12 protein-coding genes and 1 tRNA gene are annotated in these 15,936 nt (G+C 62.9%); 6 read left to right on the forward strand and 7 right to left on the reverse strand.

The annotated features are described in order from the left end of the window. Window positions 1-39: 39 nt before the first annotated feature. Complete coding sequence (locus I6L48_RS13100) at window positions 40-495, reverse strand: YchJ family protein (RefSeq protein ID WP_113070170.1); 456 nt, start codon at window positions 493-495, stop codon at window positions 40-42. Window positions 496-623: 128 nt separating this feature from the next. Here I6L48_RS13100 and I6L48_RS13105 point away from each other — a divergent pair, with 128 nt between their 5' ends. From I6L48_RS13105 to I6L48_RS13120, 4 genes are all read left to right on the forward strand, one after another. Continuing rightward, window positions 624-2,291: a methyl-accepting chemotaxis protein gene (locus I6L48_RS13105; protein WP_010674921.1), complete on the forward strand. Its 1,668-nt coding sequence runs from the start codon at window positions 624-626 to the stop codon at window positions 2,289-2,291. A 104-nt stretch (window positions 2,292-2,395) separates the two neighbouring features. Then, window positions 2,396-3,607 (forward strand): ROK family transcriptional regulator, encoded by a 1,212-nt coding sequence (locus I6L48_RS13110; protein ID WP_113070171.1) that lies wholly within the window; start codon window positions 2,396-2,398, stop codon window positions 3,605-3,607. Then, entirely contained in the window at window positions 3,604-5,187 is a 1,584-nt protein-coding gene (locus tag I6L48_RS13115; RefSeq protein WP_113070172.1) for a sensor histidine kinase, read from the forward strand. The genes I6L48_RS13110 and I6L48_RS13115 overlap by 4 nt, the downstream gene beginning before the upstream one ends. Next, entirely contained in the window at window positions 5,188-5,853 is a 666-nt protein-coding gene (locus I6L48_RS13120; RefSeq protein WP_113070173.1) for a response regulator, read from the forward strand. A gap of 137 nt (window positions 5,854-5,990) precedes the next feature. On the opposite strand, the gene I6L48_RS13125 is transcribed toward I6L48_RS13120, so the two are convergent. The 6 genes from I6L48_RS13125 to I6L48_RS13150 form a co-directional block, all read right to left on the reverse strand. Continuing rightward, window positions 5,991-7,520 (reverse strand): tripartite tricarboxylate transporter permease, encoded by a 1,530-nt coding sequence (locus I6L48_RS13125; RefSeq protein WP_113070174.1) that lies wholly within the window; start codon window positions 7,518-7,520, stop codon window positions 5,991-5,993. Between the two features lie 9 nt (window positions 7,521-7,529). Beyond that, window positions 7,530-7,991, reverse strand: a complete 462-nt coding sequence (locus I6L48_RS13130) for a tripartite tricarboxylate transporter TctB family protein (protein ID WP_052815428.1) — start codon at window positions 7,989-7,991, stop codon at window positions 7,530-7,532. A 57-nt stretch (window positions 7,992-8,048) separates the two neighbouring features. After that, window positions 8,049-9,014, reverse strand: a complete 966-nt coding sequence (locus I6L48_RS13135; protein ID WP_113070175.1) for a tripartite tricarboxylate transporter substrate binding protein — start codon at window positions 9,012-9,014, stop codon at window positions 8,049-8,051. Window positions 9,015-9,187: 173 nt separating this feature from the next. Continuing rightward, the gene (locus tag I6L48_RS13140) at window positions 9,188-10,720 is read right to left on the reverse strand and encodes a lytic transglycosylase F (RefSeq protein WP_216987314.1); all 1,533 of its coding nucleotides are present in this window, start codon (window positions 10,718-10,720) and stop codon (window positions 9,188-9,190) included. A gap of 177 nt (window positions 10,721-10,897) precedes the next feature. After that, complete coding sequence (locus I6L48_RS13145) at window positions 10,898-12,583, reverse strand: aspartate:alanine antiporter (RefSeq protein ID WP_029314601.1); 1,686 nt, start codon at window positions 12,581-12,583, stop codon at window positions 10,898-10,900. A 771-nt stretch (window positions 12,584-13,354) separates the two neighbouring features. Beyond that, window positions 13,355-13,430 (reverse strand) — tRNA-Asn (locus I6L48_RS13150). A gap of 132 nt (window positions 13,431-13,562) precedes the next feature. On the opposite strand from I6L48_RS13150, the gene uvrB reads away from it, so the two are divergent. Then, the gene (gene uvrB, locus I6L48_RS13155) at window positions 13,563-15,575 is read left to right on the forward strand and encodes an excinuclease ABC subunit UvrB (RefSeq protein ID WP_113070177.1); all 2,013 of its coding nucleotides are present in this window, start codon (window positions 13,563-13,565) and stop codon (window positions 15,573-15,575) included. Next, window positions 15,572-15,829 (forward strand): YkvA family protein, encoded by a 258-nt coding sequence (locus tag I6L48_RS13160; RefSeq protein WP_113070178.1) that lies wholly within the window; start codon window positions 15,572-15,574, stop codon window positions 15,827-15,829. Before uvrB ends, I6L48_RS13160 begins: the two co-directional genes overlap by 4 nt. The last annotated feature ends 107 nt before the right edge of the window (window positions 15,830-15,936 follow it).

The raw sequence follows: 15,936 nt of genomic DNA on the forward strand, positions 1-15,936 counted from the left end.
CAGCCCGAGGGCTGACCAGAGGGCGGCTTGGGGGAAACCTCAGCCGCAGCACTTCTTGAACTTCTTGCCGCTGCCACAGGGGCAGGGGTCGTTTCGCCCGACCCGCAGCGGCGCCGGATCCTGCTCGCCGTCGGTGTAGACCCAGCGCCCCTGATGGCGCACGAAGCGGGAGCGCTCATGGAGGCAGTGACGTTCGTCCCCCTCCAGGAACCAGGCTTTGAATTCCACTATGCCGAGGGTGTCATCGGGGCCGCCCTGGCTGGTGAGGATCTCGAGGCCATCCCAGCGGGTGTCGGTCGATGAGAGGTCGGCCGCGGTCAGCCCGTTCAGATAGTCCGGGTGCCAGCTGTGTACCAGATATTCTCCCAATCCCAGCACGAAGGCGCTGTAGCGGGATCGCATCAGCTGCTCCGGGGTGGCGGCGGGCTGACCTGCGTGGAGTACACCGCAGCACTTGGCAAGAAAAAGAGAGGAACCGCAAGGACATAGGTTCATGAGTCAACTCATCTGGTCGATAATGAAAGGTGGCGGGATTGTAGCGAACGCACTTCCCTTTCGGCCAGCTTCCCATGCCGTTTAGGCAGACATCATGCAGCAATGAACACAGCACAAAGGGTGACACAATGACACTTAAGCAGAAGATCCTGTTACTGGGGGCCATCCCCGTGCTGCTGATGGCCCTGGTGGTCAATCTCAGCAACTATCTGGTGGCCAGGAGCGATCTGGAATCGGATCTGGTGGTGGCGCGGGAGAGGGCAATCAAGGAGCGCAAGGCGCTGCTCAGCAGTTATCTGATGCTGGCCAAGACGGCCATCGAGGGCAGCTACGGCAAGCCTGACAGTCCCGAAGTGCGCCAGCAGGTGAAGGAGATATTGCGGCCGCTGCGCTATGGCAGCGACGGCTACTTCTTCGTCTATGACTATCAGGGCAATACCGTGCTGCTGCCGACCCGGCCCGAGATGGAGGGGAAGAACCGCTGGCAGGACAAGGATACCAAGGGTGCCTTCCTCATTCAGGGGATCATCAAGTCGGCGCGGGAAGGAGATGGCTTCTCGGAGTACTGGACCAACAAGCCCTCTATCGGGCGGGATGCCCCCAAGCTCTCCTTCAACCTGGTGCTCGACAAATATCAGTGGGTCGTGGGCACGGGCTTCTACATCGATGACATCGACAACGAGCTGGCAACCCTGCGCAGCGAGCGGGAGGAGACCATGTATGGCTCCCTGAAAACCGGGGTGCTGTTCATCCTGGTGATCCTGGGGGTGACTCTGGCGGCCACCGTGGTGATCGGCAACCGGGTCACCCGTCCGCTGGCGGATGCGGTTGCCGCACTCAACGACATCGCCGACGGGGACGGGGATCTGACCCAGCGCCTCAAGGTGCAGAGCAAGGACGAGGTGGGGCAGCTGGCCGCCGCCTTCAACCGCTTCGTCGAGCGGATCCAGTCGGTGGTGAGCCAGGTGGGGGAGACCAGTCACCAGTTGCTGGGGGCCGTGGATCGGCTGCATAGCCTGAGCGAGCATGCGGACAGGCAGATGCAGGGCCACGGCAAGGAGACGGATCAGGTGGTGACCGCGGTGACCGAGATGAGCTCCACCGCCCAGGAGGTGGCGGCGAGCGCTTCCAACGCCGCCAGCGCCACCAGCGATGCGGCCCGCGAGTCCGATGCGGCCCGCGGCGTGGTGAACAGCGCCATCGGCAGCATCAACCGGCTGGTGGACGAAGTGCATGTGGCGGCCGGGGTCATCGAGCAGCTCGCCCACGAGACCGGCAAGATAGGCTCCGTGGTGGAGGTCATTCGCGGCATCGCCGATCAGACCAACCTGCTGGCCCTCAACGCCGCCATCGAGGCGGCCCGGGCGGGCGAGCAGGGGCGCGGCTTTGCGGTGGTGGCGGATGAGGTGCGATCCCTCGCGGGCCGTACCCAGCAGAGCACCAAGGAGATCAACGAGATGCTCCAGCGCCTGCAGGGCGGGGTGAAGCAGGCGGTGGAGGTGATGCAGGCCAGCGAGGCACGCAGCCAGGAGACGGTGCAGGAGGCGAGCCACATCGCCAGCTCCCTGGACAGCATGGTAGCGGCGGTCGGCACCATCAACGACATGAACATCCAGATCGCCACGGCCGCCGAGGAGCAGCACGCGGTCTCCGAGGAGATCAACAAGAACCTGGTGGCCATCCAGCAGATCGTCAGCGAGCTGACCGAGGCGTCCGGGGAGTCCAGCACCACCACCCGCGCCCTGGCAGGCACGGGTGACAAATTGCGCCAACTCGTCTCCCGCTTCCGTTACTAATCACATTTTTGCCGTCTGGACAGGATTTCCAGACGGCAAATTTGGGGATCGGCGCAGAATGTGTGAAAATCGCGCCATTCGTTCCTTTCGTTAGCCCCAACCCTATGAATGAGATCGTGAAAGGCAGTATCGATTTGATCCGTCAGCTCAACTACGGCCTGGTGTATGCCAGCCTGGAGGAGCACAAGGAGCTGTCCCGTACCGATCTGTCCCGTCTGACCGGCCTGTCGCCGGCCAGCATCACCAAGATCACCCGCGAGCTGCTGGACGGCGGCCTGGTGGTCACCTGCGGCGAGAGCTCGGTGGGGCGTGGCCGTCGCCAGACCCTGCTGCGCATCAACGAGCGCCGCTTCCAGTTTCTCTCCATGCGCCTGGGGCGCGGCTATGTGGACATGGCCCTGTTCGATCTCGCGGGTCACTCCCTGGCACGCCATCGCCATGTCTTCAACGAGGCGGAGCGTGCCGAGCTGCTGGCCAGCCTGGTGCGGGCCATCGAGGGCTTTTTGCCCAAGAAGGCGCTGCGTCTGGCCTGTATCGCCCTCTGCCTGCCCGGCCAGGTGGAGCGCCACTCCGGCATGGTCAAGCATTTTCCCTATTACGATCTGCGCAACTGGCCCCTCGGTCCCACCCTGCAGGAGGCCTTCTCGGTACCCGTGCTGGTGAGCGGCGACGTGCGCACCTGGATCCAGGCCGAGCGGGAGTGGGGCGCCGCCAGGAACTGCTCGGATGCGGTGCTGGTGTTCGTGCACAACGACATCGGGGTCGGCATGGTGGTCAATGGCCAGCTCATGGAGAGCGAGTCGGCTCTGCTCGGGGATCTCAGCCACCTGCAGCTCGAACCCTATGGCCAGCGCTGCTACTGCGGTGGCTTCGGCTGCGCCTGCACCCTGGTGACCAATCAGGCGCTGGAGGCGCAATATCGGGAGCTGCGCGAACGGATGCAGGAGTTCGATCTGCCCGAAAGCGTCACCATACGCGAGCTGTGCGAGCTGGCGCTGGCCGGCAACAGCCTGTGTCAGGACATCCTGCACCAGGCAGCAGGCCGCCTCTCCCGGGTGCTGGCGAACCTCATCTGCCTGCTCAATCCGGGCAAGCTGCTGCTCGGGGGGGAGATCACCCGGGCCGATCGACTGCTCTTCCCCATGTTGCACCAGTCCCTGGCAAGCCAGTTGCCCGCCGAGTACCTGGTTCGCCTGCAGATTGAATCCACCCACTTCTACGAAGATCCCACCAAACCCACCTCGGTGCAGGTGCACAAGGCCCTGCGCGATGGCAGTCTGCTGCTCGACTTGTTGCGAGGCGACAAGGAGGCATGAGGCTCGGGTTGCAAGGACGCTTCCTGCTCATTCTCTGTCTGGTCAGTCTGTTGCAACTGGTGTTGCTGAGCGGGGCCAGTTACTACTATGTCGCCGAGCAGCGCTACCGGGAGGTGGGGGATCAGGCTCTCGACGTGGCACGGCTGGTGGCGCGAGAGTCCGGCATTATTGCCGGGGTGAAGCGGGCGGATACGGTCCGCCTCAATGCCCTGGTGGAGCGGATCCGAGCCGAGGTCGGGGCCAGCTACATCGTCATCGGGGACAGGCAGGCCACCCGCCTGGCGCACCCCAATGCGGACCGGATTGGCAAACCCATGGTGGGGGATGATCCCGAGCGTGCCCTGCAGGGGGAGGCCTATATCTCCAGGGCCCAGGGGTCCCTCGGGGTCTCGGTGCGCGGCAAGGGGCCCATTCGTGACGAGATGGGCAAGATCATCGGGGTGGTGTCGGTCGGCTATCTGGTGCGGGACATCGATGCGGATCTGCAGGACTATTTGCGCTTCGGCCTGGCCATGACCTTGCTCATCGTGCTGCTCAACAGTGTCGCCGCCGCCTGGCTGGCCCGGCGCTACAAGAAGGCGATTTTCGGCTTTGAACCCGAGCAGATGGGGCGTCTCTATGCGGAGCTAGACTGTACCCTGCGCACGGTGCGCGAGGGGATCCTCACCATCGACGAGCAAGGGCGCCTCACCTCCCTGAACCCCAACGGCATCAAGCTGCTGCGCCTGGACGACACCACTGCCCGGGCCGCCATTGGACAGCCCATCGGTCACCTGCTGCCGGGCAGTCGCATGCTCTCCATCCTGCAAGAGCAGACCCCCCAGTTTGACGAGGAGATAGTGCTCAACGGCCAGTCCCTCATCGTCAACCGGTTGCCGCTGGTGCGCGAGGGCAAGCTGATCGGCGCCGTGTCGAGCTTTCGGCGCAAGGACGAGCTGGCGGAACTCAGTGCCCAGCTCTCCCAGGTGCAGGCCTACAGCGATCTGCTGCGGGTGCAGACCCACGAGCACAACAACCAGCTTGGGACCATCGCCGGCCTCATTGAGCTCGGGGCCACCCGGGAGGCGCTCGCCTTCATCGGGCGGGAGGCGGCCACCGAGCAGACCCTGCTCGGCTTCCTGATGGGGGCCATCGCCAAACCCAAGGTGGCGGGGCTGCTGCTCGGCAAATACCACAGGGCCCACGAACTCGGTCTTGAGCTCGTGATCGATCCCGATGCCCGTCTGCACGACATTCCTGCCCGTGTCAGCGGTTCCCAGCTGGTAACGGTGCTGGGCAACCTCATCGACAACGCCTTCGAGGCGACCCGCCGCCACGGTGCGCCCTATCAGCCCATCCGGGTTTCCCTGAGCGATCTGGGGCAGGATCTGGTGCTGGAGGTGGAAGACGGGGCTGGCGGCATCGACCCGCAGTTGGCGGACAGGTTGTTCGAACAGGGGGTCAGCAGCAAGCCCGAGCCAGGACACGGTATCGGGCTCTCCCTGGTGCGCAAGACCCTGGATGCCCTGCAGGGGGAGATCACCATCGAAGCCACGACGCAGGGAAGTTGCGTCGTCTGTTACATTCCCAAGGAGGTGTGAGTGATCAAGATCCTGATCGTCGAGGATGATCCCGCCATTGCCGAGATCCACCGCCGCTTCGTGCAGCGCCTCGCCGGTTTCGAGGTGCTGGGGGTGGCGCTCACCCTGTTCGATGCCAGGGAGCAGATAGGGATCCTCAAACCCGATCTGGTGCTGCTGGATGTCTGGTTGCCCGATGGAGAGGGGTTCTCGCTATTGAGAGAGCTGCGCCAGGCGGGGGCGAGTCTGGATGTGATCCTGCTCACCGCGGCGCGGGAAGCCGCTGCCCTGCAGGAGGCGATGCGCCTCGGGGTGGTGGATTTCATTTTGAAGCCCGTGGTGTTCGAGCGGCTGCGCGACACCCTGGAGAAGTACCGTCAGAGCATCGCCGCCCTGGCGGCGTTGGCCGACATCGACCAGCAGGCGGTGGACACCTTGTTCGGTACGCCGTTGCAGCAGGTGGCGGCAGAGGGACTGCCCAAGGGCATCGATGCTCTCACCCTGCAGCGGGTGCTGACGGCCCTGACTCCGGAGGCCGCCAGTGCCGAGGAGATAGGCAGCCGGATAGGGGTGAGCCGGACCACGGCGCGCCGCTATCTGGAATTTCTGGTGGGGCAGCAACTGGCGAGCCCCGAGCTCGAATATGGCACCGTCGGGCGGCCGGAGCGGCGTTACCGCAAGCCGTGATCCGGTCGCCCGGAACCTGTTGTTCAGACAAGAAAAGAGCGCCTTTCGGCGCTCTTTTTATCAGGGTTTGCTTCCCGTGGGCATCAAGGTCTCTGCGCGTTATGGTCAGGGTTCAGAGGTGGCAGAGGATCATCGATTCAGTGGCTGGTGGCAGGCTCCCCCTTGGGGGCCCGGCGAGCCTGCCACCACTGCCAGACGGGCAGCAGCAACATGGTCAGGGTGATCACCGTGAAGGCGAGGGTGATGGGGCGCTCCCACAGGAAGCTCAGGCTGCCGTCGTTGATCACCAGGGCCCGGCGCAGGTTGTCCTCCAGCATGCCCCCCAGGATGAAACCGAGCAGCATGGGGGCCATGGGGAAGGTGAGCAGGCGCAGGCCGATGGCGATCAGTGCAACGATGGCCATCACATGGATGTCCATGGTGTTGAAGGAGACCAGATAGACCCCGGTCAGGGAGAACAGCAGCACCATGGGGATGAGCACGGGGCGCGGCACCGCCAGTACCCGGGCCAGGTAGGGGATGAGGGGGAGGTTCAGGATCAACAGCACCACGTTGCCCAGATACATGGAGATGATCACCGACCAGAAGACGTCCGGATGCTCCATGAACAGACGCGGGCCCGGCTGGATGCCGTAGGCCACCAGAGCGCCCAGGATGAGGGCCGTGGTGCCGGAACCCGGGATCCCCAGGGTCAGCAGGGGCACGAAGGAGCCGGTGGAGGCGGCGTTGTTGGCCGCTTCCGGGGCGGCCAGACCGCGCAGGCTGCCCTTGCCGAACTGCTCCTGGCGCTGCTTGCCGGCGATGTTGCGCTCGGCGCCGTAGGCCATGAAGGCGGCGATGGTGGCGCCGGCCCCCGGCAGCACGCCGATGAGAAAGCCCAGCACCGAGGAGCGGGCGATGGGGGGCGCTATCTCTCTGACCTCTTCCTTGCTGAGCTTGAGGCTGCCGAGTTGCTGCATCTGCCTGGCCTCTTCCTCGCTGTTGTCCTTTCCGGGGCGCAGCACCGCCATCAGGATTTCCGCGAGGGCAAAGGTGGCCATGGCCAGCAGCAGGAAGGAGAAGCCGTCACGCAGATCCGGCAACCCGAAGGTGAACCTGTCTACCCCGACGCTGCGGTCGATGCCGATGGTGGAGATCATGATGCCGAACAGCGCCATGATCAGCGCCTTGAGCACCTGCCCCTTGCCGGCAAAGGCCGCCACGGCGGAGAGCCCCAGCACCATGAGTGCGAAGTAGTCTGCCGACTGGAAGGCGAGGGAGACCTTGGCCAGCAGCGGCGCCGCCACCATCAGCATGATGGCTGAGAGGGTGCCGCCGGTGAAGGAGGCGTAGGCGGCGATGGCCAGCGCCTTGCCCGCCTGTCCCTTGCAGGCCAGGGGGTAGCCGTCGAAGGCGGTGACCACGGTGGCGGAGCAGCCGGGGGCGTTGATCAGGATGGAGGAGGTGGATCCCCCGAAGATGGCGCCGTAATAGACGCCGGCCATCAGGATGATGCCGGAGGAGGGATCCAGGCCATAGGTGATGGGGATCATCAGGGCGATGGCGGTGACCGGGCCAAGGCCCGGCAACATGCCGATAAAGGTGCCGATGAAGCAGCCAAGCACCACCATCATCAGGTTGACCGGCAGCAGTGCAGTGCCGAGTCCTTGCAAGATTCCGTCTAACATGGTGACTCCTTAGAAACCGAGCAGGGTGAACAGGCGACCCGGCTCCAGATAGACGTTGAGCCCCTTGGTGAGCAGGGCCCAGAAACCGATGGAGAAGGGGACGCTGATCATCAGGCCGTAGCGCAGACTGGGCTCACCGAGCACCCGGATGCCCACACTCAGGAAGGCGATGGTCGAGAGCACGAAGCCAAACCAGGTGAGCCCCAATCCGTAAATGACCATGAGCCCGAGCAGGATGAAGACCCGGCGCCAGTCTCCCTCTTCCCGGCGCAGGGGCTCGCCCCCGGGAAAGAGCACCAGCAGCAGGGAGAGCAGCGTCCCGATCCCTGCCAGGGCATAGGGCAGGGTACTGGCGGTGAAGGGTTCGTATTCGTCGCCGGGGTAGCCCGGTATCTCGGTGGCGTAGTAGCCATAGGTGAGGGAGAGCAGCAGAAACAGCAGGCCCCCCAGTCGCTCCTTGGTGATGTTCATCTCTTGACTCCAACATGGGCGGCGGGCCTGCGCCCGCCTGCGATGTGACAACGAGGGTTACTTGATGAAGCCGAGCTCGCGCATCAGGCCGCCGATCTGCTGCTCCTGGCCGTCGAGGAAGGCGGTGAACTCGGGACCCGACTTGTAGAGGTTGGTCCAGCTGTTGCGGGTGCGGACCACTTCCCACTCCGGCTTGTCGTACATCTGCTTGAGCAGGGCGGCAAACTCGGCGGATTTCTCCGGGCTGATGGTGGGGGAGGCGAAATAACCGCGCCAGTTGGCGAAGACGGTGGGGTTGTTCTGCTCGCTGAAGGTGGGGATCTGCTCCGCCCCCGGCAGGCGCTTGTCGGAGGTGACCCCGAGGATCCGCATCTGGCCCGACTTGACCGCTTCCATCGCCTCGCCAAAGCCGGTGGAGATGGCCTGGGTTTCACCCGCCAGCACGGCGGCCATGGCGCTGCCGCCGGCATCGTAGGCGACGTAGCGCAGTTTGCTGGCGTCGGCACCGGCATTCTTGAAGGTCAGGGCGGCGACCAGGTGATCCAGGCTGCCACGGGCGGAACCTCCGGCAATCTTCACCTTGGCCGGGTTCTCCTCGTAGGCTGCCAGCAGCTGGGCCCAGTTCTGATAGGGGGAGTCCGCTTTCACCGCCAGCGCCTGGTAGTCGGCGATGATGGCGGCCACTGGCGTCAGGTCACGGAAGGACTGGGGCAGCTCCTTGGAGAGGGATTTGACGATGATGGGGGTGGAGTTGACCATCAGGGTCTTGTCGGACTGGGCCGAAGTCTCGATGAGGTGGGCGATGGCCTTGGCGCCGCCACCGGCGGACATGTTCTGGTAGGAGACGGTCTTGACCAGACCGGACTTGGCCAGTACTTCACCTGTGCCGCGGGCCGTGGTATCCCAGCCGCCGCCGGCGCCGCCCGGGATGAGGAAGTGGACTTCGTTGATCTGGGCGTGGGCGCCGAAGCTCAGTGCGAGCAGGCTACCGATCAGGGTGCGCTTTAAGGTTCCTTGCAACATGGTGCTCTCCTTGTGATTGTTGCAGGAAGGTTAATTAATCATGTCTGGCTGGAAAACAATCTGACCGTAATGGCTATTAAGGCTGTTGTGCTCATTGTGTTCATTCTGTTCACGGGTCGAAGAGGGGGGCGCAATAGAAGCGAGGCGCCCGTGAGCGCCTCGTCCGGCAAGGATCACTGGGTCGGTTTCGCCGCCGATGTGCTGACGTCCTCCTTTGCCTCCTGTTTCAGGGCGTCACTCGCCTGCTGGCGCAGGGCAACCTGTTCCATCACCAGCTTGTAGGCGATGTAGTACTTGTAGATGTTGCCCACATAGGTGACCGTCTCGGGGCCAATCTTCTCCGCCGCCACGTACTCGACATTGTGGAACCAGACGTTGGGATCCAGCCCCCGTTTCCTGGCCTCGGCACGGAGCCGCGCCACCCGGGCGGGACCGGCATTGTAGGAGGCGAACGAGAAGAGGGCCTTGTCGAGGGCGGTCATGGGCTCGTCCGCATAGTAGTGATCGATCATCCAGCGCATGTATTTGACGCCCCCGTGAATATTGGGCTCGAGCTGGCGGATGTCGCCGACCTTCAGCCCCTTGCCGGTGGCGGGCATGATCTGCATGATGCCGATGGCGCCCACATGGCTACGGGCATGATGGTTGAGGGCGGACTCCTGGTAGCCCTGGGCCGCCATCAGCAGCCAGTCCATGTCATAGCGCTCGCCATATTCACGGAACAGCTCGACCACCTGCAGGAATTTCTTGCGCTCCGCCTCGGCGGCGGCGCTTTTGACGAACTTGTTCTGCTTGAGATAACGGGCCAGGATCTCGTCCCCCGTCGCCTTGCCACGCAGCGCCTTGATCTGCTCGTTGAGCATGGCGAGCAACTGGGGGCTCTCCTTGCGCACCGCCCAGGCGATGACGCCCCCTTCCCGGAACACGGGGGCGTCGTGAATGGTGATCCCGGGGAAAATCTTTTGCCAGAAGCGGGCCTTGTGCTCGTCCATGACGATGAAGGGGAGCAGGCCCGCATTGACCATCTCCACCAGATCTTCATCTTCGAGCACCTCCGAGGCGGGCTGGAGGTCGATGAGGGGCTCTCCCGCCGACTTGCGGGCCTGGTTGTAGGCGAGCAGGCTCTCGTAGTAGCTGGAGGAGGGGCGCACGAAGACGCGCTGGCCCCCGAGATCGGCGGCGCTTTCCACCTTGGGGGAGAGGGGGCCGGAGACGAGCAGCTCCCGCACGTTTTCAAGCAGGGGATCGGTGAAGGCGATACCCTGCTTCTTGCGCTTGTCCGTGATGGTGAGATTGGCGGCGGCGATGTCGCCTTTGCCCTCGATGAGGGAGCTCAGCAGCGCTTCCCGGGCAACGGGAATGAAGACGAAGTGCACCTTGAGGTGACGCTTGATCGCCTTTTGCTTGCGCAACTGCTCGTTGAGGCGCTTTTCCACCTGCATGAAGGCATCGTAGGTGACGCCCCGCTGCACGCCCTTGGTGATGAAGAACCCCGTCTTGTTGTAGGTGGTGAGCACTCGGATGGTGCGCTGCTCCAGCATGACGTCGAGATCCCCCAGCCTGGGTCTGGCAAGCTCGTCCCCCTCAAAGCTCAGGGCGCTTTTCTCCGTCTCTTCCTCGGGGGCCACCTGCTTGCCGGATTCGGCCCCCCAGGCTGGCGTCAGGGAGCAGAACCACCAGATCACGACCATCCATGCGCGTTTCATCACTTACACCTCGCTCGTTTTATTGAGTGTAAGTGTCGCCTTGTGGGTGATTTAGCTTATTGGGTTTGATAGAGATGGCCCCATAGCACGATTTCCACTATTCCATCCAGGAGTGCCCGCCCATGAAAAAAGGAGCCTCGAGGCTCCTCTTTTTCTGCGTGTTGCGGGCCCGTTTGGCTAGAACCAGAAGCCGATGATGAAGGAGCCCGCCAGGGTCAGCATCACGTTGGCCACCGCATAGGTGCCGGCGTAGCCGAGCGCCGGGATAGAGCTGTTGGCCGCCTCGTTCACCACGTCCATGGCCGGGGCGCAGGTACGGGCGCCCGTGATGGCACCGAGCAGCAGGGCCGGGTTCATTTTGAGCACCCAGACACCGAACAGGTAGCCTACCAGCACCGGCAAGGTGGTCACCAGCATGCCGGAGAAGAGCACCACCATCCCCACTTCGCTCAGGTGATCAAGGATGCCGCCCCCCGCCTTGAGGCCGGTACTCACCATGAAGACAGCGAGCCCGAGATCCTTGGCAAGGCGCAGGGCCCCCGGCGGCACATAGCCCACCGTGGGGTGGTTGGCCCGCAGGTAGCCCATCAGGATTCCCGCCAGCAGCAGGCCGACGGCATTGCCGAGGCCGAACTCTATCTGGCCGAACACCAGGGAGACGGAGCCGATGAGCAGGCCCAGCACGAAGAAGGTGGCGAAGGCCACCAGATCCGTGGTCTGGCTGTGGATGCTGATGAAGCCTATCTTGTTGGCCAGCAGCTTGACTCGCTGCTTCTCGCCGCTGATCTGCAGCACGTCGCCCTTTTGCAGCATGATGTTGCGATCAAAGGGCATCTCTATCTGGGAGCGCACCACCCGGTTGAGGAAGCATCCCTTCTCGGTGAGGTTGAGCTCCACCAGATGGCGACCCACCACGGCATCATTCTTCACCACGATCTCTTCGGTGACAATCTGCAGGTCAAGGAGGTTGCGATCGAACACCTCCTTGCCGTTGCGGTAGTTGACGTCGAGCTTCTCGTGGCTCTCGGGGTAGCCCACCAGGGCGATCTCGTCCCCTTCCTGAATGACGGCGTCACCATCGGGGCTGGCCAGAATGCCGTTGCGGCGAATGCGCTCCACATAGCAGCCTGTGTGGGGATAGATGCCGGTTTCGCGCAGGGTGCGACCGCCGATCCAGGCGGCGAGCTCCGGGCCGACCCGATAGGCGCGGATGATGGGCAGATAGGTCTTGCGGCTCTCGCTGTCGGAGAGCCCCCGCTCGCGGGCGATCTTCTGGGCCTCGGTGTTGAGATCCAGCCTGGCCAGGGAAGGAAGGTAGCGTACCACCAGCATCAGGCCCACCAGTCCCACCAGGTAGGTCAGGGCGTATCCTATCCCCATGTTGTCGAGCACCGACTGCATGTCGGTCTGGTGGGGCAGGTTGAGCAATCCGCTTCGCAGGGCGTCCTGTGCCCCCACCAGGGCCGGCGTGGAGGTGAGGGAACCTGCCAGAATGCCGGCGGCCATGCCGGGCCCCAGATTGAAGAACTTGGCGAGCCCCACGGTCAGCAGCAGGGCCGACAGCAGGATCACCAGGGTCAGAGTGATGTAGTGGATGCCGTCGCGAAGGAAGACGCTGAAAAAGTGCGGCCCCGCTTCAATCCCCACGCAGAAGATGAACAGCATAAAGCCGACGTTTTCAGTGGAGGTGGAAAACTGGAATCCCATCTGGCCAAACAGCAGGGCGGTGAAGAGCACGCCTATGGTGTTGCCTATCTGGAAGTTGCCGATGCGTACCTTGCCCAGCAGCAGCCCGAAGGCCAGTACCACGAACAGCAGCAGGGAGTCGCTTTGATGTAGCAGTGTCACGAAATCTATGGTCATGCCCGGAAAAACCGAGGAAAAAAGTGGGGCCGATATTGTGCCGGATCCTGTATCAAGAAAGAAGCGCCAAAGCGGATTAACAGCCAGTTAAGTGCTGGTCTCTTCGGTGAAGGCAGAGATGCGAGGGGGGGCTGGGGAAAACACCTCTATTTTACGCTGCAAGGCCCGCTGTCAATGAGTGAAATATGCTGTCGAGCAGGGAGGGGATGACGCTCCTGTGGACAATTTATTACCTGCTGCATGGGGAGCAAACGGGCACGTTTTTCAGCATTTTCCACTGAGGAAATTGAAGGGTGACAAAAGAGACTCATGACTCATCCGGCGAGTGCTGACCCGCAGGACGCGGCATAGCGAAAAAAAATCCCCCACAGGCAGCACCGCGAGTCGATTCATCCCATTTAGGGGGGAAGGGAAAAACAGCAGAAAATGGGGAAGAGCGGGGGCAGCCATCGCAAACCGGGGACAATGGCTGCCAGCCCAGATGAACCGTGGCTTTGGTCAAGTTACCCACAGAAACTGTGGATAACCCTGTTCATGAAACTTGGCGATCAGGCTGAAAGCCGCGCCAATACTGGGCTGCAAGGACTGTTCAAAAAATACCTGCAATAAATTGTTTCTATAAAAATCAAATAGTTATGCGCAGCAGAACAAAACGCTGCTGGTCAGTATCGGGAGATCAAAAGGGAGTCAGGCCGCAGGGAAGGGCTTGTGCATTAAAATTGGAAGAGGAAAGCACTAAAGTGGATAACTTGCACCGAGATGGTGAGGAATTGGCTCCCCCGACTGGACTTGAACCAGTGACATACGGATTAACAGTCCGCCGTTCTACCGACTGAACTACGGGGGAACATCAGGCAAGGAGGTGCATCATACAGAGGTCGTATTTCGGGGTCAATAGCCATCAGGGAGGGTGGGTGGATACCCAGCTCCTTCAACTCGGGGTACACTGCTCCCTTGCCGTTTTTTGCCGGGAGTCGTCATGAGCAAGTTATTCCAGTTGGCCAGCCAGTTTCAACCCGCCGGGGATCAGCCGAGGGCCATCGCCCAGTTGCTCGATGGCATCGAGTCGGGACTGGCCCATCAGACCCTGCTCGGGGTGACCGGTTCGGGCAAGACCTTTACCATGGCCAACGTCATCGCGACCCTCAATCGTCCCACCATGATCCTGGCCCCCAACAAGACCCTGGCGGCCCAGCTCTACGGGGAGATGAAGGAGTTCTTCCCCGACAACGCGGTGGAGTATTTCGTCTCTTATTACGACTACTACCAGCCCGAAGCCTATGTGCCGACTACGGACACCTTCATCGAGAAGGATGCCTCCATCAACGATCACATCGAGCAGATGCGGCTGTCAGCCACCAAGGCGCTGCTGGAGCGGCGTGACGTGGTGATCGTCGCCTCGGTGTCGGCCATCTATGGTCTGGGGGATCCCCAGGCCTACCTCAGCATGATGCTGCACCTCAAAGTGGGGGACGTGATCAATCAGCGGGATATCCTGCGCCGCCTCGCCGAACTGCAGTACACCCGCAACGACATGGCCTTCCAGCGCGGCACCTTCCGGGTGCGGGGGGAGGTGATCGACATCTACCCCGCCGAATCGGACAAGCTGGCCCTGCGGGTGGAGCTGTTTGATGAAGAGGTAGAACGCCTCTCCCTGTTCGATCCCCTGACCGGCGCCATCGAGCAGACGGTGGTGCGCTACACCATCTACCCCAAGACCCACTACGCCACCCCGCGGGAGACCATCCTGGGGGCTATCGAGCACATCAAGGAGGAGCTCAAGGGGCGGCGCGAGCAGCTGGTGTCGCTGGGCAAGCTGGTGGAGGAGCAGCGCATCAGCCAGCGCACCCAGTTCGACATGGAGATGATGCAGGAGCTGGGTTACTGCTCCGGTATCGAGAACTACAGCCGCTACCTCTCCGGTCGCGCGCCGGGTGAGCCGCCGCCCACCCTGTTTGACTACCTGCCGGGGGACGGCCTGCTCATCATCGACGAATCCCACGTCACGGTGCCGCAGATCGGCGCCATGTTCAAAGGGGACAGATCCCGCAAGGAGACCCTGGTGGAGTACGGCTTCCGGCTGCCGTCGGCGCTGGACAACCGGCCGCTCAAGTTCGACGAGTTCGAGGCGCTGATGCCGCAGACGGTGTTCGTCTCGGCGACCCCGGGCCCTTACGAGCTGGACAAATCCGGCGGCGATGTGGTGCAGCAGGTGGTGCGCCCCACCGGTCTGCTTGACCCCGAGGTGGAAGTGCGGCCGGTCAGCACCCAGGTGGACGATCTGCTCTCCGAAATCCGCAAGCGGGTGGCGGTGGAGGAGCGGGTGCTGGTCACCACCCTCACCAAGCGGATGGCGGAGGACTTGACCGAATACCTGGCGGATCACGAGGTGCGGGTGCGCTATCTGCACTCGGACATCGATACCGTGGAGCGGGTGGAGATCATCCGCGATCTGCGCCTTGGCAAGTTTGACGTGCTGGTGGGCATCAACCTGCTGCGCGAAGGCCTCGACATGCCGGAGGTTTCTTTGGTGGCCATCCTGGATGCAGATAAAGAGGGCTTCCTGCGCTCCACTCGTTCGCTTATCCAGACCATAGGCCGGGCGGCGCGCAACCTCAACGGCAAGGTGATCCTCTACGGGGATACCGTCACCAACTCCATGAAGGTGGCGATTGAAGAGACCGAGCGGCGCCGCGCCCTGCAGCACGCCCACAACCTGGAGCACGGCATCACGCCGAAGGGGCTCAACAAATCCATCGGCGATGTGATGGACATGGGGGGCAGCCGCACCGCGGGCAAGGCCGGCAAGGGGAGCCGCAAGGCCGCCGAGCCGCAAGGGGAGTACCACGCCCGCTCCGCCAGCGAGATCGCCAAGGAGATCAAACGGATGGAGGAGCAGATGTTCCAGCATGCGCGGGATCTGGAGTTCGAACAGGCGGCGGCGCTGCGGGATCAGATCCAGCGGCTGCGCGGCGAGCTGATCGAGTCATGAGCGCCAGACGCTGGCTCATCTGGCGGCACCTGCGTCGCCTCTATCAGGGCTTTCGCCATCCTGCCACCCCCTGGTGGGCCAGGGGGTTGGTGATCCTGGTGCTGCTCTACGGCATCAGCCCGGTGGATCTGGTGCCAGACCTGGTGCCGCTGGTCGGCTGGCTCGATGATGCCACCCTGCTGTTGCTCCTCCTGTGGGGCTGGGAGAAATGCTTGCCCGGCGAGGTGCTGGCCGCTCTGGACAAGGCCGAGTGAGCAGAACCCTACGTTCAGGAAAAGGGGAAAAGAAGGGGGGATTGAATGACTCCCTTCATGGGGTTCGAAAAAGGGGACCATGGGGAGATTGTGAGCCAGGTCTCATT

Source organism: Aeromonas sp. FDAARGOS 1418, assembly GCF_019048585.1.
GTDB classification, from domain to species: Bacteria; Pseudomonadota; Gammaproteobacteria; order Enterobacterales; family Aeromonadaceae; genus Aeromonas; species Aeromonas caviae.

Bases quoted from the DNA above. Each gene is read 5' to 3' on its own strand.
- I6L48_RS13100 (WP_113070170.1), bottom strand. From the start codon at position 495: ATGAACCTATGTCCTTGCGGTTCCTCTCTTTTTCTTGCCAAGTGCTGC.
- I6L48_RS13105 (WP_010674921.1), top strand. From the start codon at position 624: ATGACACTTAAGCAGAAGATCCTGTTACTGGGGGCCATCCCCGTGCTG.
- I6L48_RS13110 (WP_113070171.1), top strand. From the start codon at position 2,396: ATGAATGAGATCGTGAAAGGCAGTATCGATTTGATCCGTCAGCTCAAC.
- I6L48_RS13115 (WP_113070172.1), top strand. From the start codon at position 3,604: ATGAGGCTCGGGTTGCAAGGACGCTTCCTGCTCATTCTCTGTCTGGTC.
- I6L48_RS13125 (WP_113070174.1), bottom strand. From the start codon at position 7,520: ATGTTAGACGGAATCTTGCAAGGACTCGGCACTGCACTGCTGCCGGTC.
- I6L48_RS13130 (WP_052815428.1), bottom strand. From the start codon at position 7,991: ATGAACATCACCAAGGAGCGACTGGGGGGCCTGCTGTTTCTGCTGCTC.
- I6L48_RS13135 (WP_113070175.1), bottom strand. From the start codon at position 9,014: ATGTTGCAAGGAACCTTAAAGCGCACCCTGATCGGTAGCCTGCTCGCA.
- I6L48_RS13140 (WP_216987314.1), bottom strand. From the start codon at position 10,720: ATGAAACGCGCATGGATGGTCGTGATCTGGTGGTTCTGCTCCCTGACG.
- I6L48_RS13145 (WP_029314601.1), bottom strand. From the start codon at position 12,583: ATGACCATAGATTTCGTGACACTGCTACATCAAAGCGACTCCCTGCTG.
- uvrB (WP_113070177.1), top strand. From the start codon at position 13,563: ATGAGCAAGTTATTCCAGTTGGCCAGCCAGTTTCAACCCGCCGGGGAT.
- I6L48_RS13160 (WP_113070178.1), top strand. From the start codon at position 15,572: ATGAGCGCCAGACGCTGGCTCATCTGGCGGCACCTGCGTCGCCTCTAT.